This is a genomic window from Rhizobium sp. CC1099 (assembly GCF_029714385.1).
Lineage (GTDB): Bacteria > Pseudomonadota > Alphaproteobacteria > Rhizobiales > Rhizobiaceae > Rhizobium.
Window position 1 is genome coordinate 399,210 of record NZ_CP121641.1, and the last position, 23,301, is coordinate 422,510.

At 60.1% G+C, this 23,301-nt stretch carries 18 protein-coding genes; 10 read left to right on the forward strand and 8 right to left on the reverse strand.

The features are described 5' to 3' along the window. Nucleotides 1–35 precede the first annotated feature (35 nt). From pgl to QA644_RS02005, 4 genes are all read right to left on the reverse strand, one after another. The gene (gene pgl, locus QA644_RS01990; protein ID WP_074066710.1) at nt 36–734 is read right to left on the reverse strand and encodes a 6-phosphogluconolactonase; all 699 of its coding nucleotides are present in this window, start codon (nt 732–734) and stop codon (nt 36–38) included. A gap of 11 nt (nt 735–745) precedes the next feature. Further along, nucleotides 746–2,221: a glucose-6-phosphate dehydrogenase gene (gene zwf / locus QA644_RS01995; RefSeq protein WP_283070844.1), complete on the reverse strand. Its 1,476-nt coding sequence runs from the start codon at nt 2,219–2,221 to the stop codon at nt 746–748. 135 nt (nt 2,222–2,356) lie between these two features. Further along, nucleotides 2,357–3,655, reverse strand: coding sequence for an FAD-binding oxidoreductase (locus tag QA644_RS02000; RefSeq protein WP_283070846.1), 1,299 nt, complete (start codon nt 3,653–3,655; stop codon nt 2,357–2,359). 12 nt (nt 3,656–3,667) lie between these two features. Further along, a complete protein-coding gene (locus tag QA644_RS02005; protein ID WP_283070849.1) occupies nt 3,668–5,104 on the reverse strand; it encodes a glutamine synthetase family protein in 1,437 nt (478 codons plus the stop codon). 121 nt (nt 5,105–5,225) lie between these two features. On the opposite strand from QA644_RS02005, the gene QA644_RS02010 reads away from it, so the two are divergent. From QA644_RS02010 to QA644_RS02030, 5 genes are all read left to right on the forward strand, one after another. Then, nucleotides 5,226–6,413 carry an NAD(P)/FAD-dependent oxidoreductase gene (locus QA644_RS02010; protein WP_283070850.1) on the forward strand — a complete coding sequence of 396 codons (1,188 nt, stop codon included), beginning with the start codon at nt 5,226–5,228 and terminating at the stop codon, nt 6,411–6,413. Nucleotides 6,414–6,563: 150 nt separating this feature from the next. Then, the gene (locus QA644_RS02015; RefSeq protein WP_167377832.1) at nt 6,564–6,707 is read left to right on the forward strand and encodes a hypothetical protein; all 144 of its coding nucleotides are present in this window, start codon (nt 6,564–6,566) and stop codon (nt 6,705–6,707) included. A gap of 296 nt (nt 6,708–7,003) precedes the next feature. Then, nucleotides 7,004–9,535 carry a HAMP domain-containing methyl-accepting chemotaxis protein gene (locus QA644_RS02020; protein ID WP_283070853.1) on the forward strand — a complete coding sequence of 844 codons (2,532 nt, stop codon included), beginning with the start codon at nt 7,004–7,006 and terminating at the stop codon, nt 9,533–9,535. Between the two features lie 217 nt (nt 9,536–9,752). Next, entirely contained in the window at nt 9,753–11,597 is a 1,845-nt protein-coding gene (locus tag QA644_RS02025) for a methyl-accepting chemotaxis protein (RefSeq protein ID WP_074066716.1), read from the forward strand. Between the two features lie 315 nt (nt 11,598–11,912). Continuing rightward, on the forward strand, nt 11,913–12,782 hold the full coding sequence (locus QA644_RS02030) for a LysR family transcriptional regulator (RefSeq protein ID WP_283070854.1): 870 nt from the start codon (nt 11,913–11,915) through the stop codon (nt 12,780–12,782). A gap of 3 nt (nt 12,783–12,785) precedes the next feature. On the opposite strand, the gene QA644_RS02035 is transcribed toward QA644_RS02030, so the two are convergent. From QA644_RS02035 to aceA, 3 genes are all read right to left on the reverse strand, one after another. Further along, the gene (locus QA644_RS02035; RefSeq protein ID WP_283070855.1) at nt 12,786–13,877 is read right to left on the reverse strand and encodes a helix-turn-helix transcriptional regulator; all 1,092 of its coding nucleotides are present in this window, start codon (nt 13,875–13,877) and stop codon (nt 12,786–12,788) included. 108 nt (nt 13,878–13,985) lie between these two features. Further along, on the reverse strand, nt 13,986–14,222 hold the full coding sequence (locus QA644_RS02040) for a hypothetical protein (RefSeq protein ID WP_022717214.1): 237 nt from the start codon (nt 14,220–14,222) through the stop codon (nt 13,986–13,988). A gap of 22 nt (nt 14,223–14,244) precedes the next feature. Further along, nucleotides 14,245–15,534, reverse strand: a complete 1,290-nt coding sequence (gene aceA, locus QA644_RS02045) for an isocitrate lyase (RefSeq protein ID WP_283070857.1) — start codon at nt 15,532–15,534, stop codon at nt 14,245–14,247. Between the two features lie 184 nt (nt 15,535–15,718). On the opposite strand from aceA, the gene QA644_RS02050 reads away from it, so the two are divergent. The 5 genes from QA644_RS02050 (at nt 15,719) to QA644_RS02070 (ending at nt 21,343) form a co-directional block, all read left to right on the forward strand. Continuing rightward, entirely contained in the window at nt 15,719–17,131 is a 1,413-nt protein-coding gene (locus QA644_RS02050; RefSeq protein ID WP_283070858.1) for a short-chain fatty acyl-CoA regulator family protein, read from the forward strand. Nucleotides 17,132–17,270: 139 nt separating this feature from the next. Further along, nucleotides 17,271–18,368, forward strand: coding sequence for a polyamine ABC transporter substrate-binding protein (locus QA644_RS02055; protein ID WP_283070859.1), 1,098 nt, complete (start codon nt 17,271–17,273; stop codon nt 18,366–18,368). Between the two features lie 96 nt (nt 18,369–18,464). Beyond that, the gene (locus tag QA644_RS02060; protein ID WP_283070860.1) at nt 18,465–19,607 is read left to right on the forward strand and encodes an ABC transporter ATP-binding protein; all 1,143 of its coding nucleotides are present in this window, start codon (nt 18,465–18,467) and stop codon (nt 19,605–19,607) included. A 2-nt stretch (nt 19,608–19,609) separates the two neighbouring features. Beyond that, the gene (locus tag QA644_RS02065; RefSeq protein ID WP_283070861.1) at nt 19,610–20,521 is read left to right on the forward strand and encodes an ABC transporter permease subunit; all 912 of its coding nucleotides are present in this window, start codon (nt 19,610–19,612) and stop codon (nt 20,519–20,521) included. A gap of 3 nt (nt 20,522–20,524) precedes the next feature. After that, nucleotides 20,525–21,343: an ABC transporter permease subunit gene (locus tag QA644_RS02070; protein WP_283070862.1), complete on the forward strand. Its 819-nt coding sequence runs from the start codon at nt 20,525–20,527 to the stop codon at nt 21,341–21,343. Between the two features lie 3 nt (nt 21,344–21,346). Here the strand turns inward: QA644_RS02070 and QA644_RS02075 are convergent, their stop codons facing one another. Continuing rightward, nucleotides 21,347–23,236, reverse strand: a complete 1,890-nt coding sequence (locus QA644_RS02075; RefSeq protein WP_194729010.1) for an AsmA family protein — start codon at nt 23,234–23,236, stop codon at nt 21,347–21,349. Between the last annotated feature and the right edge of the window lie 65 nt (nt 23,237–23,301).

Sequence of the window (23,301 nt, forward strand, 5' to 3'; positions counted from 1 at the left end):
TTTTACGTTCGGCGGCTGTGCCCGAAGGCTTGGTCTTACGGCGCCCAGTAGATTTCGACCGGGGAAGCCGCCCGGCGCAGAACGGCCCGGATCGGCATCTCGGCCTCTTCTCCGGCATCTTCCGCTTTCGACAGCGTATCTTTCTTACCCGCGCCTTCGATGTGAAGCACCAGGAGCCCGGCATCCTGAAGGCTGGAGAAGGTGAAGGTCAGGCGCGGCTCGCCGGCGCCTTCCGCTTCCATCGTGATGATGCCGCGCGGCGTCGCCGGATCGAGCGCGGCAGCAAGGTTGCTGCCGCCGGGAAAGAACGATGCCGTGTGGCCGTCGCCGCCCATGCCGAGGATCACCACATCGAACGGGTTGCCAATCGCTTTCGTCTCGGCAGTCGCAAGCTTTGCCGCATCTTCGGCAGAGCCTGATTTCTGATAGAGCGGCAAAAAGCGCGCCGCCTTCGCCTTGTTCTGCAGCAGATTGTTCGCGACCAGCAGATGGTTCGAACGCTCATTGTCCGCGGGAACGAAGCGCTCGTCAACAAGCGTGACGGTCACCTTGCTCCAGTCGAGGTCGCGGACGGAGAGCTCTTGGAAGAAGGCTTTCGGGGTCGAGCCGCCGGAAACGGCGATGCTGGCCGCTGCGCGGGCTGTGATCGCGGCAGAAAGCCGCTCCGTCACCTTGTCCGCAAGGCCGCTTGCAAGTTCCGCTGCATTGGTAAAAGCATGCAAGGTTGCTGCCATCGCTCGCGATCCTAGATGTTGTCGTGCCAGGTGCGGCCTTCACGCTCGATGAGCGCGATGGCCTGGCTTGGGCCCCAAGTGCCGGCGGTATAGCCTTGAACGAGCTGGCCGGTTGTTTCCCAACCCTTGAGCATCGGATCGACCCACTGCCAAGCGGCTTCAACTTCGTCGCGGCGCATGAAGAGCGTCTGATTGGAGCGGATGACGTCCATCAGCAGGCGCTCATAGGCGTCCGGATTGCGCACATTGAAGGCTGACGCAAAGCTCATGTCGAGCGAGACGTTGCGCAGGCGCATGCCGCCCGGGCCGGGATCCTTGATCATCAGCGACTGCTTGACGCCTTCGTCCGGCTGTAGGCGGATGATGAGCTGGTTCTGGTTGATGCGGCCGGCCGCCTGGTCGAAGATTGCGTGCGGGATTGGCTTGAAGGTAATGACGATTTCCGACATGCGGCCGGTAAGACGCTTGCCGGTGCGGATGAAGAACGGAACACCCGCCCAGCGCCAATTGTTGATCTCGGCCTTGATGGCAACGAAGGTTTCGGTGTTCGAAACGCCGCCTTCGAGCTCTTCGAGGTAGCCCTTGACCGGGCCGCTGCCGGAGGCGCCGGCGCGATACTGGCCGCGCACGGTGACCTGCTCGACGTTGGAAGCATCGATCGGCTTCAGGGCGCGCAGGACCTTCAGCTTTTCGTCGCGGACCGCCTCGGAATCCATCGATGACGGTACTTCCATGGCGGTCAGGCAGAGGAGCTGCAGAATGTGGTTCTGCACCATGTCGCGCAATGCGCCGGCGGTGTCGTAATAGCCGGCGCGGCCTTCGAGGCCGACGGCTTCGGCAACCGTGATCTGCACGTGATCGATGTAATTGGCGTTCCACAGCGGCTCGTAGAGGGCGTTCGCAAAGCGCAGCGCCATCAGGTTCTGCACCGTTTCTTTGCCGAGATAGTGGTCGATACGGAAGATCTGCTCTTCCTTGAAGACACGGCCGATCGTATCGTTCAGTGACAGCGCCGAGGAAAGGTCGCGGCCGATCGGCTTTTCGACGACGATGCGCGTCGACTTGGTGATCAGCTTGTGTTCGGCGATCTTCTGCGAGATGTCACCGAAGATGCCGGGTGCGACGGCGAGGTAGAAGGCGCGGACGCGGTCCTTGCCGTCGTCCAGCAGCTTCTTCAGCTGATCCCAGCCGCCGTCAGAACGCGCGTCGACGGAGACGTAAAAGAGGCGCTTGCAGAATTTCTCGACTTCCGCCTCGTCATACTCGCCCTTCTTCAGATGCTCCTTGAGGGCATCCTGCGCGAACTTGCGGTATTCGTCATCGGAAAGCGGGCTGCGCGAAGCGCCGATAATGCGCGTCGGCTCGGTGAACTGGCCCTCGATCTGGCGGTGATAAAGTGCGGGAAGGAGCTTGCGCTCGGCAAGATCGCCGCTGCCGCCGAAGACGACATAATCAAAGGGTTCGACGGGAATGATCTGGCTGCTCATGAGCTCTTCTCTCAATCAGGCTGGTTGCGGCCGTTTTAATCTAATCGATTTAAAAAAGCCAGTGTGCGATGCAATGAATCTGTCGGGTCTCGGTTTTAAAGCGAATTGCCCCGGGAGGAAATCCCGCAATCGCCCTTAAAACTTGTCGCGCAGCGCGAACCACGACAAGGCGAGGAAAAGCAGCGGCGCGCGCATTGCCGCACCACCGGGAAATGCCGGAATATCGAGCGCCTTGAAGAGCTCGAGATCGGCTGATTTTCCAAGCACCGTTTCTGCATAAAGTTTGCCGCAGTAATTTGACAGCATCACTCCATGGCCCGAATATCCGCCGATTGAGGTGACGCCCGGCATCACTTCGCGCACGAAGGGCTGGCGCGGCATCGTTATGCCGACGCTGCCGCCCCAGGCGTGCGTGATCTCGATGTCCCTGAGTGCCGGATAGATTTCGGCGATCTGGCGGCGGATATGCTCGCTGATATCGCGCGGATTGTCGGCGGTATAGGCTTCCCGCCCGCCGAAAAGCAGTCGTCCATCCTTGGACTTGCGGAAATAACGCACGACGAAACGCGAGTCGGCGACGGCTTCCCCGCCGGGAAGCACGGCAGGATATTTGTCGAGCGGCACGGTTGCGCCGATGAAGGAGCGGATCGGCATGACATGGCTTGCCGTCACCGGCTCCAGATTGCCGATATAGCCGTTGCAGGCAATCAGCGCGCGGGACGCGGCAATTGTGCCCTTCGGCGTTTCGATCGTCACCTTGCCGCCGCCCTGGCCGATTGCGGTCGCCTTGGTCATCTCGAAAATCTGCGCCCCGGCATTGGCCGCAACGCGCGCCAGCCCGATCAGCAGCTTCAGCGGATGAATGTGGCCGGTGCCGGTGTCGCGCACGCCGCAGTAGTAGCGTTTGGAGCCGAGGCGTTCGTGCGTCTCTTCTGTGTCCATGAACCGCACATGCGGATAATCATAACGAAGGGCTACGATCTCGGCATTTTCGTAGTAGAAGCGCTTGTAGCTTTCCTTGTGCGAGACGTTCATCTGGCCGGGCATGAATTCGATGTCGATCTGATGTTCGGTCGCAAAATCGAGCAGGTGTTTCTTGGAAGCCTCCGCAAGATCGAAGAGCGCTTTGGAACGCTCGTAGCCGATCTTCTCCTCGAGTTCCTCCGGCCACCAGCGCTGGCCGGTGCCGAGCTGCCCGCCGTTGCGGCCAGATGCCCCGTCGCCGAAACGGCAGGCATCGATCAGCACGACCGAGACGCCAGCTTTCGCCAGATTGTATGCCGCCTGCAAGCCGGTATAGCCGCCGCCCACGATGGCGACGTCGCATGTCTTCGATCCGTCAAGCTCCGGATAGGTCGGCCGCTCGCCCACCGTCGCCTGGTACCACGAAACGCCCGGCGCGATGGGGCTCTGCCAGTTTTCTTGCACCGTCATGCGGCGGCCTCCTCACACGTTGAGCAGCAGGAATTCGCGCTCCCAGGGGCTGATCACCTGCATGAAGGTTTCGAACTCTCCCCGCTTCACGCCTGCATAAAGGCCGATGAATTCCTTGCCGAACACCTCCTCGAATGCCGGTTCGTCTTCCAAGAGTGCCACGGCTTCGAGCAGGCCGCGCGGAAGGTCGATCGACCCTTCATTGGCTGCGTCCTCGGTCGGTGCCGTCGGCTCGATCTCCTTGATGATGCCGAGAAGGCCCGATGCCAGCGAAGCAGCCAGGGCCAGATAGGGGTTGGCATCGGAACTCGGCAGCCGGTTTTCGACGCGCCGTGCCTGCGGGTCAGAAACCGGCACGCGGAATGCGGTGGTGCGGTTGTCGTAACCCCAGGCGTTGTTGACTGGGCAGGACATGTCCGGCGCAAGGCGCCGGTAGGAGTTGACGTAGGGCGCCAGCATCACAAGTGCGCTCGGCACATATTTCTGCATGCCGCCGATGAAGTGGAAGAACTCCTTCGACGCCGATCCGTCGGAATTGGAAAAGACGTTCTTGCCGGACCCGATGTTGACGACCGACTGATGGATATGCATCGCCGACCCTGGCTGACCCTGCATCGGCTTCGCCATGAACGTCGCATAGATATCGTGCTTCAGCGCAGCCTCGCGGATGGTGCGCTTGAACATGAAGACCTGGTCGGCAAGCTCGATCGGGTCGCCATGGCGCAGATTGATCTCGAGCTGCGCTGGGCCCTCCTCATGGATCAGCGTGTCGATCTCGAGGCCCTGTTTCTCGGAGAAATGATAGATATCGTCGATCAGTTCGTCGAACTCGTTGATGCCGGCGATCGAGTAACCCTGGCCGCCGAGGATCGAGCGGCCCGAGCGTCCCTTCGGCGGGCGCAACGGATAATCCGGGTCGTCGTTGTTGGCGACGAGATAGAATTCGATCTCCGGCGCGACGACAGGTTTCCAACCGCGTTCGGCGTAAAGTCCCATGATGCGCTTGAGGAGGTTGCGCGGTGTATAGGGAACCTCCTCGCCTTCCGAATTGACGATATCGCAGATCACCTGCGCCGTCGGATCAGTCTCCCAAGGAACGACGGAAAGCGTCGAAAGATCGGGCATCAGCTTGAGGTCGCTGTCACGGGGCTCGTAGCGGAAGCTCTCGGTCTCCTCGGGATATTCGCCGGAAATCGTGTGGCGATAGATCGCCGAGGGCAGGGCCAGCGACGTATTGGACGTGAATTTCGATGTCGGCATCATCTTGCCGCGCGGAACGCCGGCGAGGTCCGGGGTGATGCACTCGATGTCCTCGATGCCGCGTGCGCGAAGCCACTGCGCCGCTTCCTTCCAGCTTGCCACACCGCGCGAAGATCCGGGATCTGGGGGAATTTTCGTAGAGGCAGGCACGTTTCTGGCAGGCTTCAGCGTCGTCTTCTTGGGTGACATGACACACATGTTCGCGGTTGATCGGAAGGTCATCATAACTGGAGTTTGGCAATTGGCGAGGGGCGGGAGCGTTGACTTTCGCCATTTGATAGAAAAAGAAGGCGCCATTCACAGAAGGGAAATGGGCTTGAGACTGAAGAGCGACGTGATCGTCATAGGCGCGGGCGCCGCCGGAATGATGTGCGCCATCCGCGCCGGGCAGCGCGGCCGCTCAGTGGTCGTGCTCGATCACGCGAAAGCGCCGGGGGAGAAAATCCGCATCTCGGGCGGCGGCCGCTGCAACTTCACCAATATCCATGCTGGCCCGAAGAACTTCCTGTCCGCCAATCCGCACTTCTGCAAATCCGCCCTTGCACGCTTTACGCCTGCCGATTTCATCGCCATGGTCGACCGGCACGGAATTGCCTGGCACGAAAAGTCGCTCGGCCAGCTCTTCTGCGACAACAGTGCCAAGGACATCATCCGGATGCTGCTCGACGAGATGCGGGCGGCAGGTGTGCAACTTCGGATGCAGACCGAAATGCTGGCCGTTGAAAAAGACAGCGACGGCTTTCGCGTCAGGACGTCCGAAGGCGAATACGAGTGCGCCTCGCTCGTCGTGGCGACCGGCGGCAAGTCGATACCGAAAATGGGTGCGACGGGTTTTGCTTACCGCATCGCCGAACTGTTCGGTCTCGCGCTCGTCGAAACGCGCCCGGGTCTCGTGCCGCTGACGCTGGATCCCGTCCTGCTGGAAAGCATTGCGCCGCTTTCGGGGATCTCGGCGCCGTCCGAAATCAGGCATGGAAAAACCGGCTTCCGCGAGGCCCTGCTCTTTACCCACCGCGGCCTCAGCGGCCCGGCAATCCTGCAGATATCCTCCTATTGGCGGGAAGGGGATGAGATCGCCATCGATATCGAGCCGGATGTCGACCTTCTGCTGCATCTGAAAAAAGCCAAGCAGGCGAACGGCCGCCAGTCGGCCCAGACGGCGCTCGGTGAAATCCTGCCGAAGCGGCTGGCGCAATATCTGACGGAACGCGAAGCCATTTCCGGCCACATGGCCGATCTCTCGGACAAGGGGCTTATCCGTCTCTGCGATGCAGTGCAGAACTGGAAGATCAAGCCGTCCGGCTCGGAAGGCTATCGCACCGCCGAAGTGACGCTTGGAGGCATAGATACCGCTGGGCTCGACTCCCGCACGATGCAGGCGAAAAGCGCACCCGGCCTCTATTTCATCGGCGAATGCGTCGATGTGACGGGATGGCTCGGCGGCTATAATTTCCAGTGGGCCTGGGCCTCGGGTTTTGCCGCAGGTGAATCCTTGTAGGCAGGAATCTGGAGCAGGAGATTCAAGACTCGTTAAGAAGGTTGCGCCATCGTGTCCCAATGGCCGTTAGGAAAGAGCTTCCTAAATTGCGCTTTACCGGCAAGCCGTTTTGATGGATTGTTGAGTCTTGAAAGAAGTGAGGATCTTCGCATGAACAGGAACGCTCGACGCGCCCGCGCCATCGCAATCGCTCAGGCAAAGCCTGATACGAAGCTTGCGGCCTCCCGCTTCCTCATGCTCGCGACCGGTGCAACGGCGGCACTTGTGACGCTCCTGATCGTTCAGGGCTTCTGACACATCCCTTTCGTCATACTTTTTGCGCTTTGTCCTTGCGCGGCAAACTGCTGGGCGGACACGCTGATGCGAGAAGACACGATTTTCAAATCGGTTCAGCTTATCTGAATATTAAGATATCTTCTGTCACATTCACCGCGAATGTTTGGGCATCGCCGCTTTTGTGCCGGAGATGATTTGGCAATGATTGCCGCCTGACCCTCGGGTTCCCCAGTGTCCCACAATCAGCTCGATGCACTCGGCCGGCGCCGATTTCAGCCGGTGGGAGGAGTGGTGTATGGAAGGCCGGTATCGCCATGTTTATTGACAAGATCCTTTCGCGCTTCAAGATCAAGACCAAGGTTCTGATCTTCGTCCTGCCTTTCGTGATCACCATTTCCGCCGTCGGCCTGACAGGCCTCTATGCCTCCGGCCTGCTGCAGGGCCGCATGGAGATTTCAAACAGCGTCCTCCAGTCGCTAAGTGGCTTCAAGGATCTGTATGGCTCGATGGGCGATTTCCTGCAGATCACCAACCAGGAAGCGCGCGACAAGCTCTACACCGACATCAAGACGCAGCGGGATACGCTGAAAGCCACCCTGAACCAGATCGGCGACAATGATGGCCGCGAGAACCTGCAAGCCGCGTCGGACGGCACGGCTTCGATTGCGGATACCGTCGGCAAGCTATGGTCTCTTCATGAACAGGAGCTGGCGCTTCGCAAGTCGATCGATGACGCACAGAAGACGCTGATCAGCAGCCGTTTCAATGTCAATTTCGACGCACAGCAGCTCCAAGAAAATATCCGCAACGACGAAGGCAATGCCACCGCGACGCTCCGCGCCGCCGATCGGCTGTTGAAGGGTGGCGATACGCTTGCCTCCGTCATGACTGCCTTCAACAAGGCGCAGGTGCCTGCCGACAAGCTGAAGGTCGTCACCGACGCGATCCCGCAGATCGCAAAGGCGCAGCGCCTCATCGAAATCTCCGTGCCGCAAAACCAGAAGAGCATGACGCAGTCGATTGCCCAGACGATCAACGACCTGAAGACGCAGGCGGCAGCTCCTGATGCAGCGACCGATGAAGCGATTGCCAACCTTGGCCGCCTTGTTTCCCGCTTCCGCCAGATGTCGACCTATACGCAGTTGACGGCTACGCAGATGATGCGGGAAGCGACGACGACGTTCGTCGAGCTCGACGGCCGCATCGCTCAGACGAACTCCGTTCTCGAAGACACTCGCCGTCTTGAGACCTCGATCTATTCGCTACAGCTGGTGCTCGGCGAATTCACCGCCAAGCCGAACCCGGACAACCGCGTTCGCCTGCATCAGGAAATCACGACGCTTGGCACCAACCTGAATACGCTGCTTGCGAGCGCCAAGGGCATGGACTTCGCGGAAGACATCGTTGCCGCCATGTCGCCCGCACTGGCTTCCATGGACAGCGACGGCGAAAAGCTGGTCGCGACAATCGGCCAGCGTACCACTGACTATGCAGCCGCCCGTCAGCAGCTCGATAGCGTCTGGGGCCAACTGACCACCTTCGCCGAGCTGCAGAAGCAGTCGGCAGGAACCGAGCGCACGCAGGCAAACAGCATCTCCGTTCTGACGACCGGCCTCGGCATCCTCGTCTCGATCGTCGGCGGTTTCGCCCTGGTGCTGACGCTGCAGCGTCCGATCGGCCAGATCACTGCCGCCATGCGCCGCATTGCCGACGGTGCGCTGGATACCAGCATTTCCGGTGAGAAACGGTCCGACGAGATCGGCGACATGGCCCGCGCCCTCGGCATCTTCAAGGAAAATGCGATCTCGAAGATCCGCATCGAGGAAGAAAGCGAAGAAGAGCGCGCAGCCGCCGAACAGGAGCGCCAGCGCAACGACGCCGAAAAGCGCGAGATGGATCGCCAGATCGAGTTCGCCGTCAACGAGCTTGCCGCCGGCCTCGAACGTATGGCGCAGGGCGACATTTCGACCACGATCGAAACGCCGTTCATCGGCCGCCTCGAGCAGCTGCGCCAGGATTTCAACGGCTCGATGCTGCGCCTCCAGGCAACGATGAGCCAGATCCGCGACAATGTCGAAATGATCCAGGGCAACGGCAATCAGATGGCTCAGTCCGCCGAAGATCTCGCAAAGCGCACGGAGCATCAGGCCGCTTCTCTCGAGGAAACGGCGGCTGCTGTCGATGAGATCACAGTCACCGTCCGTTCCTCGGCGGCGCGTGCCAAGGATGCCGATCAGGTCGTTCGCGAGGCCAAGCGCAGCGCCGACGATTCGGCAACCGTCGTCAGCAACGCTATCGACGCGATGACCCGCATCGAGGACGCATCGCGCCAGATCGAACAGATCATCGGCGTCATCGACGAGATCGCCTTCCAGACCAACCTCTTGGCGCTGAACGCCGGTATCGAAGCCGCACGGGCGGGCGATGCAGGCAAGGGGTTTGCAGTCGTTGCCATGGAAGTTCGCGAACTGGCGCAGCGTTCCGCCGCTGCCGCGCAGGAAATCAAGGGCCTGATCAACAAGTCGACGACGGAGGTCAGCTCAGGCTCGCAGTTCGTGCAGGAGACTGGTACCGTGCTTGCAAAGATCAGCGCGCAGATCGTGACGATCAGCCAGCATGTCGAGATGATCGCCCGTGCAAGCCATGACCAGTCGAGTGCGCTGCAGGAAGTCAACGCGACCGTCAATCAGATGGACCAGATGACCCAGCAGAATGCCGCGATGGTGGAAGAGACGACAGCCGCGAGCCGCGAACTTGCCGGTCAGGCGGATGCGCTTCTCGGTCTCGTCCAGCAGTTCAAGATCGACGGCGAAGGCTCCGACTCAGAGTTCTATCGCGCGGCATAGACTTTGCGCCATCTTGCCATTCTCAAAGCGGCTTCGGTCTCCGGAGCCGCTTTTCCTATGGTTGCAAACTGGCCATCCCGGTGCGGCTAATCCGGAAGGCAGGAAAGCAGCTGTCAACGGGCCAGTGGCAACTTCTTAGAAGGCAAGCCGGCTGCGAGAAAAATCCTTAACGCTTTTCTCTTATTCTTTCTTTTGGTTGTACTCACCGGAGGTCTTCATGCCGCGATTCTTTTCGACGTCCATCGTGCGTCAGGTGGTTGCGATCACGCTTGCTCTGCTCGCCATCAGCACCGCGGCGATCGTCGCTGTCACATACCACAATCTCGGCCGATACGTGATGGAAAGCGCCGTTTCGGACGCAAAGGGCGCAAGCCGCACGATGGCGGTACTCTATGGTGCGGCGGATGCGAACGCGGCTGTCGGCGTGACGGGGGATGAGCTTCTCTCCGTGACGGAAGATGGCATTCCCGAATTCAAGGACCATGCCCTCGTCGATCGCACGGCCCAGTCGATCGCCGGTGTCGCGACGGTCTTTCAGAAGCAGGGCAATGACTATGTCCGCGTTTCGACCAACGTGAAGAAGGAAGATGGCAGCCGCGCTGTCGGCACCAAGCTTGCAGCCGATCATCCCGCGCAACCGGTTCTCGCGAACGGCAAGGCCTACTACGGTCCGGCGCAGCTCTTCGGCCGGAATTTCATGACTGGCTACTTCCCGGTCAAGAGTGCCGCCGGCGCCAATGTCGGCATCCTCTTCATCGGCATTCCGATGGAAGTCTATTTCGCCCGCATCAATCACCTGCAGACTATGGTTCTCGGCGTCGGCGCTGCCGTCATGCTGCTTGTCGGCGTGCTTGCCTTTTTTGCGATCCGCGCCTGCGTGAAGCCGTTGTTTGCGCTGACGCAGACCGTTCATTCGATCTCCGCCGGCAATCTTGACGGCACAATCCCCTGCCTCGAGAAGAAGAACGAATTCGGGGAGATTGGACGTGCTTTGGCCGCCTTCCGCGACAGCGCACGCGCCCAGCAGGATCTCGAGGCGCAGGCTGCGGAACAGCGGGCGTTGAGCGAAGCCGAGCGTGCCCGCAACGACGCCGATAAGCGTTCGCTCGATGGTCAGATCGACTTTGCCGTGAACCAGCTTGCGGCCGGCCTCGGACGCCTCGCTAAGGGCGATGTCTCACAGACGATCGAGACGCCGTTTGTCGGCCGGCTGGAGCAGTTGCGCGTCGATTTCAACGCATCGCTTGTCCGCCTGCAGGATACCCTCGTGCAGATTCGCGAGAACGCCAATGCCATCCAGCGCAATAGCGGCGCGATGCTGACATCAGCCGGCGAGCTTTCCAAGCGAACCGAAGCGCAGGCCGCCAGCTTGGAGGAAACAGCAGCTGCCGTCGAAGAGATCACTGTGACCGTGCGCTCGTCTGCAGGGCGCGCTCGCGAAGCAAACAACGCGGTCACCGCCACGAAGAAGACCGCCGACAGCTCCGGGGTCGTCGTCAGCGAGGCCGTGGCCGCCATGGGGCGCATCGAGCAGGCTTCGCAGCAGATCGAACAGATCATCGAAGTCATCGACGACATCGCTTTCCAGACGAACCTTCTCGCCCTCAATGCCGGTATCGAAGCGGCGCGTGCCGGCGAGGCGGGCAAGGGCTTTGCGGTTGTCGCACAGGAAGTCCGCGAATTGGCACAGCGCTCGGCCGATGCCGCCCGCGAGATCAAGGGTCTGATCGAGAAGTCCAGCCAAGAAGTGACGGCAGGCTCTGCGCTGGTGCAGAAAACCGGCAGCGTGCTCGCCTCGATCAGCGAGGAGATTATTGCGATCAGCAAGCATGTCGAAACCATTGCCACGGCGAGCCAGGATCAGTCGGCGGCGCTGCAGGAGGTCAACGGTTCGGTCAATGCCATGGACCAGATGACCCAGAAGAACGCTTCGATGGTCGAGGAAACCACACAAGCAAGCCGCCAGCTCGCCGACGAGGCCGACACGCTGATGAGCCTGCTGCAGCAGTTCCGCATCGAAGCGTCGGCGCAGTCTCATGGCCGGGCAAGGCAGGCAGCCTGATCGGGCTTATCGGGCTTGCAGCTTGAAGGTATGGAGGAGGATCGCGCCGGAAAGGCGCGGTCCTTCTGCCTTTTGAGGCTGATGCTTGTAAGCCACGCGGTGAAGCTTATAAAAGGCGAGCTTCCAAAATCCCTGTAGAAGTCATCCTCAGTCCTCTTACGCTTTTGGATTGGCTGGCAGTTCTGCGAAAGGCCGAGGAAATTGGCAATCATGATCTGCTCGATCATTGGTGATGTCCTCCGTTAAAGACATCCCTTCAAATACACATCAAAAATCGCTTCATAAACATCGAAGATCCGGCTATGTTTTTCATCAATGAAAAATACCCCATGGGACTCCTATCAGCTTTTCCTGCAGGTCGCGCGCCGCGGCGGGCTGACCGGCGCGAGTGTCGCGAGCGGCTTGAGCCCGGCCACGGTCGGCCGGCGTATGCTTGAACTGGAGCAGGAAACGGGACGGACGCTCTTTGCCCGCAGCCAGACCGGCTACCGCTTGACGGCCGACGGTCAGACGCTCCTCGACCATCTCCAGGAGATGGAAGCGGCGGCCCGGAAAGTCGATGCCTGGCGCCAGGCCGGCGAGGGCGGCGCAACGGTAAAGATCGCAGCCGGGACCTGGGTGGCCTGGCTGCTGACAGAAAACTTCTCCGCAATCCGCATGCCTGCCGACGCTTTCAACATTGTGCTGACGATCGGAGAGGCGCGGGCCAATCTCGCCTACCGCGAGAGCGATATCGGCATCCGCGCTTTCGAGCCGGACGAAGCCAATCTCGCCGCTCGGCTTTTGGGCGAAGTCGCTTATGCCGTCTATGTCCGGCGCAATGCCGGCGAGTTGGAAAACCGATGGATTGCGGTCGCTGAGGATGAGGCCATTTCTGCCTATCTCCGCTGGCCGTACCGCCAGACGCCGGAGCCGATCGTGGCGACGGTCAACCGGCCGCGGTCACTGCCGGACCTCGTCCGTGCCGGTGCGGGAAAGGCGGTACTCCCCTGCTTCGTGGGTGATCTCGATCCGGAACTGCAACGGCTGGGCGGCGAGCTCGCGGAGCTGCGCCACCGGCAATGGATCGTGTTGAACAACGAGGATCGCCATCGCCTGGAAATCCGCACGGCCGCAGATCGTATGACGAAGCTGCTAAAAAGCTATGCCGATCTTTTTGCCGGCAAGCGCGCCAGCCGCAGCTGAATTCTACGGCATCAGACGTCGCACAAGCGCGACCTGGCTGTTCACGCCGAGCTTGGAATAGATGTTCTTCAGATGCGTCCGGGCCGTCTCGTAGCTGATGCCATGCAGCTTGGCCGTCTCGCGCGGCGAGAGACCCGCGGCGATGGAGGAGGCGATCCGCAGTTCGGCAGCAGTCAGTTGCCGCTTTGCAGGCAAACGATCGTTCAATTCGGGGCACGCAACGGGTATTCGCTCGATGACGACTGCTGCGGTCGGCCCCTGCAGGAACTCGGTCATGAAATCGGAGGTGAGGCGCACGAGCGTGCATTTGAACGAGGCGCAGGCAGAACTGAACCTCGCGGTGAACGGCCCTGCCGCGGCGGGGGGGCGGTAGCGTGAAAAAGAGGCGAGATGCTCGAGGAAATCCCGATCGCTGGAGCTCAGACGTCCTGTTGGCGTGACGCTGATCCCGACATCTGTGGCGAGCATCTGTTCCGCGGCAAGATTCATCGATCGGATCTGGCGGCCTTCGCTGACATAGATGAGCCCGACGCCGATCGCGTCGAACAGCGAACGGCCCATCTCATTGCCTGTTTTGTCCCGGCGCATGAAATCGAAGGCCCGCTGCAAATGCGGCGCAAGCCGCGTCAGGAGATCGGCATTGATCCGGTTAAACCCGGTGTCGGTGCTCGATGTCAGCGTCGATAGATTGAAGGACCGGTTGTTCTCGCGAAGGATCGTCACGCCAACGCTGCTGCGGCAGCCGATACTGCGCAGAAAGTCATTGTAGAATTCCGTTTTGACGAGTTCGACATGCGGCAGCATCTGGTCGGCGATGACGCCGAGGCCGACCGGCCGGACGGCTGCCTTCGGCATCCACGGGTTTATGGTGCAATAATACCGGTTGTAGCCTTCCAGGCCGGTATCGTCCAAGCCTGAGCAGAGCGAAAAGGCACCGGCGCCCGCCACGCTGTCATGGTAGAAGAGCGTCGTCTTCGCATCGGGCATTCTCGTACTGAGGGTGTCGAGAAAGTCCTGCCAGTCCGTTTCGCCAAACAATGCGCCATAGACGAGGTCAGTAAGAGATTCAAGATTGGCGTGCGTCGTGGCGGGCATCCGGCGTCTCGTATGAGCGGATGCTTATTATGCCCGCCTTTCGTGACAGTGACAATTACGTCGAATAACGCAGATGGCGGCGCCGGAGCGGCGCCGCCATCTCTGATCCTACATCCTGTTGGCGACGACGACGGGGATCAGGAGATCGCCCCAATTGCCGTCTCCGCCATGGTGGCGGGCGGAGCGCACGAGTTCGACCGAGACCCCGGCCTCTACTGCCTTCATCACGGACTGATTCAGCCGGTGTAGGTCGTTTGCGAGCATGCGGATCGTGGCCTGCTGATCGGCGCTCATGCTGGAGGATTGTTCTTCCGCTCTTTCGCGGACACGTGCGATGGAAGCCATGGCCTTTTCTCCTTTGGTGTGGCTACTCGGCTGCGGGTTTGAACTGGGCATGTTCGGTCGATTCCTTCATTGCGGTCGTCGAGGACTTGCCGCCGGTGATGGCGAGCGAGACGGCATCGAAGTAGCCGGTCCCGACTTCGCGCTGGTGCTTGGTCGCTGTGTAGCCCTGTGCCTCGGCGGCGAACTCGGCCTGCTGCAGTTGCGAATAGGCGGCCATCTGCCGGTCCTTGTAGCCGCGCGCCAGTTCGTACATGCCGAAGTTCAGCTGGTGGAAACCAGCGAGCGTGATGAACTGGAATTTGTAGCCCATCGCGCCGAGTTCCCGCTGGAACTTGGCGATCGTCGCGTCATCGAGGTTTTTCTTCCAGTTGAACGACGGTGAGCAGTTGTAGGCAAGCAGCTTGCCGGGATGGACCTTGTGCACGCCCTCGGCAAAGCGCCGCGCCTGCTCCAGATCCGGCTTGGAGGTTTCGCACCAGATGAGATCGCAATGCGGCGCATAGGCAACGGCACGGGCAATGCAGGGCTCGAGGCCATTGCGCACCTGATAGAAGCCTTCGACCGTGCGCCCGGCATCGTAGTCGACGAAGGGCCGATCGCGCTCGTCGATGTCCGAGGTCAGAAGCTTTGCCGCTTCCGCATCCGTACGGGCGATGACGAGCGTGGGAACCCCCATGACGTCTGCGGCAAGCCGCGCCGCGTTCAGATTGCGGATGTGGGCCGCGGTCGGAATCAGCACCTTGCCGCCGAGATGCCCGCACTTCTTTTCCGATGCCAGCTGGTCCTCGAAGTGGACACCGGCAGCGCCAGCTTCGATATAGGCCTTCATGATCTCGAAGGCATTGAGCGGTCCGCCAAAGCCGGCTTCGGCATCGGCAACGATCGGCGCAAACCATGTTTCGACGGAAAGTCCCCGATCCTCCGATGTCTCGATCTGGTCGGCGCGCTGAAGCGTGCGGTTGATCCGCTTGGCGAGTTCTGGTCCGGCATTGGCGGGATAAAGCGACTGGTCGGGATACATCGCCGAAGCTGTGTTCGCATCGGCTGCGACCTGCCAGCCGGACAGGTAGATCGCCTTCAGTCCGGCACGGACCATCTGCATTGCCTGATTCCCAGATAGCGCTCCGAGCGCATTGACGAAATCATCGTGATGCAGCAGTTGCCACAGCCGGTTCGTCCCCATCTCGGCAAGCGAATAACGAAGTTCGACGGAGCCCCGCAATCTCTTCACGTCCTCGGGCGAATAGGGCCGCTCGATACCGTCAAAACGGCCTGCCGGAGCATTGCGGATAAGCTTGTCAAATCCTGTCACGATTTCCTCCTTCGCGATAATCATGGCCTCATCAGCTATGTGACATAATTTACAAAAACACTCGAGATGCCAGGAAAAGCTTGATTTCTAGGAGGGAAATGAGGTTAGGTTGCGAGAGCATTTACAACGTTATCTTGTAAATTTGTGAAAGTTTGTAAATTCGTTTCGATACGGGAGGTGTCGAATGGTCGAGCGGAAGATATTTGCTGGTCCGAAAGTTCGCCGGATTCGCAACGGCCTGGCGGTCACGCAGACGGCGATGGCCGAGGCATTGGGAATTTCGCCATCCTACCTCAATCTGATCGAGCGCAATCAGCGGCCATTGACGGTGCAGCTCCTCTTGAAGCTGGCGTCGGTCTACAAGGTCGACCTTGAGGAGCTGCAGAGTGAGCCCGGAAACAATCTTGCGCAATTGCGCGAGGTTTTTGCCGATCCCTTGCTTTCGGGCGAACTGCCCGGAGACCAGGAACTCATCGAAGTCGCAGAAGCCGCGCCCAATGCGGCAAGCGGTGTCGTGAAACTCTATCGCGCCTATCGCGAGCAGGCTATGCGGCTTTCCGATTTTGCGGTCCTGATGGCGGGAGAGGGGCAGGCGCCGGCCGCTGGCGCGCGGCTGCCGGCAGATGAAGTGCGCGACGTGCTGGAGCGCCGTTCTGCCTATTTCGGCGCGCTTGAAGAGGCTGCGGAGGCTTTCTTCGTCACTCTGCCAGCGGGTGAGCGCGCGCAGGTTCTAAAGGACTGGCTGCAGAAGGAGCGTGGCATCAGCGTCCGCATCCTGCCGGTGCACGTTATGCCCGATTTGCGTCGCCGCTTCGACCGGCATTCCATGCGGCTTTTTATTTCGGAGCGCCTTGCGGCTTCCGATCAGCTCCAGGAAATCGCCGTCGAGGTCTCAACGCTCGCGCTTCGCGACGCCATTGCGCGAGAACTGGAAACACTCAGCCTCTCGACGCAGGAGGCGAGGCGCATTGTCCGCTTCGAGCTCGCGCGTTACGCAGCACTTGCGCTGATGATGCCTTACGATGCGTTCCTTTCCGCAGCAAAAGCATCGCGTTATGACATCGATATTCTTTGCGCGCGCTTCGGCTGTTCGTTCGGCCAGGCTGCGACACGGCTGACGATGCTGCAGCGGCCAGCGAATGCCGGCGTTCCGTTTTTTGTCATGGAGGCCGATGCCGCAGGCCATCGGCTGCGGCGGGGAGGAGCGGCAGGTTTTCCTCACGCGCGCTTCGGCGGCGGCTGTCCGAAGCTCAACATCCACGCCGCCTTTCTCCAGCCGGGCCAAGTTCTGGCCGAGGTTGCCGAGATGCCGGATGGCTCCGCGTATCTTACCATAGCGCGGACGCTTGAAGGGCCGCATGCGCCCTTTGGCGAACGAGTCCGGCGTACAGCACTTCTGCTCGGCTGCGATATCGCGCTCAAAGACAGCACTGCCTATGGCCAGGCCCTCTCTGCGACCCTGCATCCGGTTGCAATCGGGCCTGCCTGTCGCCTCTGCGAAAGGAAGGGCTGTCTTGCGCGCGCCGAACCGCCTGTCACTCGCCCGCTTGGGTTAGATGAGATGGTAGCAGGGCTCAGTGCCTTCGATTTCCAGTGACCGGTGAAATCATTGAGAGTGCAGGATTTTGCGCTTGTCGCCTCACAAAATCCTTTCTAGTCTACCCGAAAATCCAGAGGAAAACGGTGTCCGGGGTGATGCCTGCAAACGCTTATAATAAGAACGGACAGGAGATAATATGAGGTCAAGAATCGCAAGACTTGCGGCCACGGCCGTCGTTGCCGTTTTTGCTGCAGCGCCGGGCTTTGCGCAGGAGCGTGTCGTCAACGTCTATAACTGGTCGGATTATATCGACAGTTCCATCCTCGAGGATTTCACCAAGCAAACCGGCATCAAGGTCGTCTACGACACCTTCGATTCCAATGAGACGCTTGAAACCAAGCTTCTTGCAGGCGGGACCGGCTACGATGTCGTCGTTCCGACCGTTTCCTTCATGCAGCGCCAGATTGCTGCGGGCGTTTATCAGAAGCTCGACAAGTCGAAGTTGCCGAACCTGAAGAACATGTGGGACGTGGTGATGCAGGGCGTCGCCACCTTCGATCCGGGCAACGAGTACAGCGTCGACTACATGTGGGGCACGACCGGCATCGGCTATAACATGGACAAGGTGAAGGCCGCGCTCGGCACTGACGAAAAGCCGAACTGGGATGCGCTTTTCGATCCAGCCAAGGCCGCTAAGCTCAAGGATTGCGGCATCTATATGCTGGACTCGCCGACGGACGTCATTCCGTCCGTTCTTGCCTATCTCGGCCTCGATCCGAACAGCAAGAAGCCGGAAGAGCTGGAGAAGGCACAGGATGTCCTGCTCGCCGTCCGTCCCTTCGTGCGCAAGTTCCACTCCTCCGAATATATCAGCGCGCTCGCCAATGGCGATATCTGCATTGCGCTCGGCTATTCGGGCGACGTGTTCCAGGCGCGCGATCGCGCGGCCGAGGCAAAGGCTGGCGTGAATGTCGACTATTCCGTTCCTGCCCAAGGCGCGCAGATCTTCTTCGACGTCTTCGGCATCCCGAAGGATGCGTCGCATGTCGAAGAGGCGCATGAATTCATCAATTACATGATGAGGCCGGAAGTTGCCGCCAAGGCATCGAATTTTGTCTTCTATGCCAACGGTAACAAGGCGTCGCAGCCGCTGCTGGACAAGGCGGTGATTGATGATACGGCGATCTATCCGACGCCGGAGGTCATGGCTAAGCTCTTTACGGTGCCGCCGCTCGATCCGAAGACGCAGCGTCTCGTGACACGAATCTGGACCAAGGTCGTTACCGGCCAGTAGTCGAGACTCCGGCCCGGACGGAAACGCCCGGGCCTTTTCTTGACGACTGCCGGCCGTGGGGAGGGCCGGTTCTCAAATCATGTCTCGGGGAACAATATGAAGTCACTTGGCAATATTCGCCGCACCTTCGCGCCTTGGGCCGATCCGGCTTCCAAGCCGTTTATCTCCTTCAAGAACGTGACGAAGAAGTTCGGCGACTTTACCGCCGTAAATGACCTGTCGCTGAATATCTATCATCGCGAATTCTTTGCATTGCTCGGCGCATCGGGCTGCGGCAAGTCGACATTGTTGCGCATGCTTGCGGGCTTCGAGCAGCCGACCTCCGGCGAAGTGATCCTCGACGGCACGAACCTGGCAGGTACTCCGCCCCACAGGCGGCCGGTCAACATGATGTTCCAGTCCTATGCGCTCTTCCCCCACATGACGGTCGAGAAGAACATCGCTTTCGGCCTTCGCCAGGACGGGATGCCGAAGGACGAGATTATCGAGCGCGTTATGCAGATGCTGAAGATGGTGAAGCTGGAGCAGTTTGCCTCCCGAAAGCCGAACCAGCTTTCCGGCGGTCAGCGTCAGCGCGTGGCGCTCGCCCGCTCGCTTGCCAAGCGCCCCAAAGTATTGCTGCTCGACGAACCGCTTGGTGCACTCGACAAGAAGCTGCGCGAGGAAACGCAGTTCGAGCTCATGGACCTGCAGCAGAATCTCGGCCTCACCTTCGTCGTCGTGACCCACGACCAGGAAGAGGCGATGACGATGGCGGATCGCATCGCAGTCATGAGCCACGGCAAAGTCATCCAGGTGGCGACGCCGGCGGAAATCTACGAGGCCCCGAACTCGCGTTTCGTTGCGGATTTCATCGGCGATGTGAACATCTTCGACGGCCAGGTTGCTTCCACCGGGGCCGGTACGGTCGAGATTGCGGTCGACAGCGGCCTCAAAATCAAGGTCGCGACATCCGATAAGCCTGCGAAGGGCAGCAATGCCGGCTTTGCGATCCGCCCTGAAAAACTGAAGGTGCTTCGTCATCCGCCGCCGAACTCTTCGGTTAATGCGGCCTCCGGCGAGCTTTGGGATATCGGCTATCTCGGCGATATGACGGTTTTCCATGTCAAGCTGAAGAGCGGAAAGGTCGTGAAGGCTTCCTCGCTCAATGCGCAGCGTGCGGTCGATGATCCTTTCACATACGATCAGGAAGTCTGGATCTCCTTCGCCGAAGATGCCGGCGTGCTGCTGAGGGATTGACCATGGGCAAGCTCGGTTCCGCGATCTACAGCCGCCTCGTGATCATCGTTCCCTATGCTTGGTTGCTCATCTTTTTCCTCGCGCCGTTCTTCATCGTCTTCCGCATCTCGATGTCGGCAACGGCGATCGCGATGCCGCCCTATACGCCCGTCTTTTCGCTCGGCGATGGCTGGACCGGCTTCTGGGACAAGGTATCGACCTTCTCTTTCGAAAATTACAGTTACCTCATCGACGATCCGCTGTATTTCAACGCCTATGTCTCGAGCGTCGTTATCGCCGCGATCTCGACATTCCTGACGCTACTCATCGCTTATCCGATCGCCTATGGCATGGCGCAGGCCCCTCGCAGCATCCGTCCGACACTGCTCATGCTCGTCATCCTGCCGTTCTGGACGAGCTTTCTGATCCGCGTCTACGCCTGGATCGCGATCCTGAAGCCGGAAGGCTTGCTCAATCAGGCGCTGCTGGCCACCGGGATCATCGACAGTCCGCTCATCATCCTGAACACCAACATCGCGGTCTATATCGGCATCGTCTACTCCTACCTGCCGTTCATGGTTCTGCCGCTCTATTCATCGCTGGAAAAGATGGACGGGACGCTGATCGAGGCGGCGCAGGATCTCGGCTGCACGCCGATCACGGCCTTTTGGCGTGTGACGTTCCCGCTTTCGCTCCCGGGCGTTATCGCCGGCTGCATGCTGGTTTTCATCCCGGCCGTCGGCGAATTCGTCATCCCCGACCTGCTCGGCGGATCGCAGACGCTGATGATCGGCAAGACGCTCTGGAGCGAGTTCAATTCGAACCGCGATTGGCCAGTCTCCTCCGCAGTCGCGACGATCCTGCTGTTGATCCTGGTGATCCCGATCGTCTTTTTCCAGAACGCGCAAGCCAAAGCCGACGAGCAGGGAAGGTAAGCCATGCTGCAATGGACCCGCTTCAATATCGTCTCGGTCACGCTCGGCTTCGCCTTCCTCTATCTGCCGATCGTCCTGCTCGTAATCTTCTCGTTCAACGAATCGAAGCTGGTCACCGTCTGGGGCGGCTTCTCGACGAAATGGTACGCACAGCTGCTGTACAATCAGGCTTTGCTCGACGCTGCTTGGGTGACGGTGCGCGTGGGCTTGCTCTCCGCCACGTTGGCTACCATCCTCGGCACGCTCGCAGCGCTCACGCTCGTGCGCTACACGCGGTTTCGCGGCCGCATGCTTTTCTCCGGGATGGTCTATGCCCCGCTCGTCATGCCCGAGGTGATCACCGGCCTTTCGTTGCTGCTGCTCTTTGTGGCGATCGGATTTGACCGCGGCTTCTGGACGATCACGCTGGCGCATACGACGCTGACGATGTGCTTTGTCGCGGTTGTCGTGCAGTCGCGTCTGGTGAGCTTCGATCATTCGATCGAAGAAGCGGCGCAGGACCTCGGCGCTCCGCCGGTCCGGACCTTCTTCGAGGTGACGCTGCCGATCATTGCGCCTGCCGTCTTTTCGGGCTGGATTCTGGCATTCACCTTGTCGCTCGACGACCTCGTGATTGCGAGCTTCACGTCAGGCCCGGGCGCCACGACCCTGCCGATGCGAATCTATAGCCAGGTGCGCCTCGGCGTGACCCCGGAAATCAATGCGGTCTGCACGATTTTGATCGGTATCGTGACGGTTGGGGTCATCTGTACCTCGATCGTCTCCAAGCGCCGCGAGATACAGCGGGAACGCGATGAGCGTGCGGCAGCCAACGCGCCTTGAAAATCACTGGACGCCGGGTGGCTGCTGATTGATCAGCGGAACCGGCGAAATCACCGGGTTCGGCCAAGAGCCGCCGACGAAGAACGGCAGAACCGGCAACACTGCCTTCTTGGCGTCATCCGTCGCCTGCAGCGATCCGGAAAGGGCCAGTCCTTTGGATTCGTACGGGATGATGCCTGAAAGGGTCAGCGTCTCGTCTGCACCTTGAACGCTGACGCCGCGAAGCTCAGCCGAGCCATCCGCGAGAGTGGCAGCCACATCGATCCGATTGAATTCGAACGCGCGGCCCGAAACGGCGCTCAGCGGGAAAAATTTCTGTTGAGCGGCCTGGCTTCGGATGGCTTCGATGTCAAGGCCGGCGATCGAGCCCGCATTGCCGTGGAATGCCAGCTGTCCGCTCACGTCGGCAGCACCTGCCGTCCAGATCGGCTTGTTGGTTTTCAGCGAAATGTCGAGCGATCCATTCGCGAGCGGTAATGGGCCCTTCAACTGCAGCCGTTCGATCAGCCCAGCAAAATCGGCACCGCGGATCGAGACCTGCAGCTTGCCGCCGCCGTCGAAGTTCCCGCGCGTTGCCTCCAGATGCGCCGTCATCTCTCCGCCTTCGAACTGGCTGTCGCCGATATCGAATTTGGCTTCGTTGCTGGAAACGATGATGCTTGCCCCGACATCAGAGAGCTGGAAGGGCGGAAGCTGCATTTCCTTGGCGGAGAGCCTGAGGTCGACATCAAGCTTCTGCAGCAGACCGCCATCTTCCGGCGCGCCCGCTTCGCCGGCGGCCAGGCGAAGAGTAAAGGCGTCGAAGAAGGGCTTGAGGTTCATACGGTCGAAGGCCAGCGTGCCGCCAAGTCTTGCCCGCGCGTTTGTGCCAATGGAGATGTCCATGACGCCGGTTGCATTCGCATCGTTGAGCCCAAGCGCGACTTCGTTGAAGCGCAGGCCGTTGGCGGCCGAAAATATGTCGCTCTCGATCGAAAACGATCTCAGCGTCTCAACGTCCGGAATGGATTTGCCGGACCAGGCCAAAAGCGCCGGCAGGTCGGGAATATTGACCGACATGTTGCCGGATAGTCCGACAAGACCTGAGATACCGCCGATACCGGTGAATTCTGCCGTCACGAGCCTGGAGGTGAGTGCGGTTTTGATCTGAGCAACCTTGCCGCCGAAGATCAGCAGCGGGCTACCGGACGAGAAGTCGAGCTTCAAATCTTGCCCGCTCGTTCTCGCGATCAGCACCGCCGTCATCGGGCTTGAAAGCCGCGGCCAGGTGATATCGGCAGTCACGCCTTCGAAATGATAGGTCTTTCCGCTTGCAAGATCGGCGACATTGAGCGTGCCGTCTTCGACGGTGATCGCACCGATCGTCGCATCAAGCCTTTGATCGAGGACTTCGGCTCCACCTTCCTGGCGCGCGCTGGTGATCGCCTTCGCAAGCTGCCCGGCATAGGTCCAGTCGATCAGCCCCTGTTGGTCGCGCGTGAGGGAAAGATTGGGGCGCAGCAGGTGGAATTCATGAAAGCGGGCGCTGCCGCGGATGGCGTCGAGGAGGCTGAAATCGGCCGAAAGGCTCTCGATCGTGCCGAGCAGCTTGTTGCCGCGGCTCTCGGGCTGGCGGATGGTGATCTGGTTCAGCGTAATGCGCGGTGTCGGCCAGAATTCGAGAACCGGCGTGCCCTTGATTTCGGCCTGATAGCCGGTCCATTTCGACAATACGTCCTCGATGCCGGAGCGCACCAGTGCGCTCGAAACGAGGTAAGGGGCGGCAACACGAAGCGCCACGAAAATGATGGCGACGAAAAGGATCAGGCTGGTTGCAATTCGAGCGAAACCCGGCAGCCAGCGGGAAACGGGTATCATCTTGCGTCGCCATTTTGGTTGTCTTGACGTACCCATAAGCTCCGCCAGTATTTTCAGCTGCTTATCCGTTAGCTATCGATTTCGCCGGATATATGAAACGA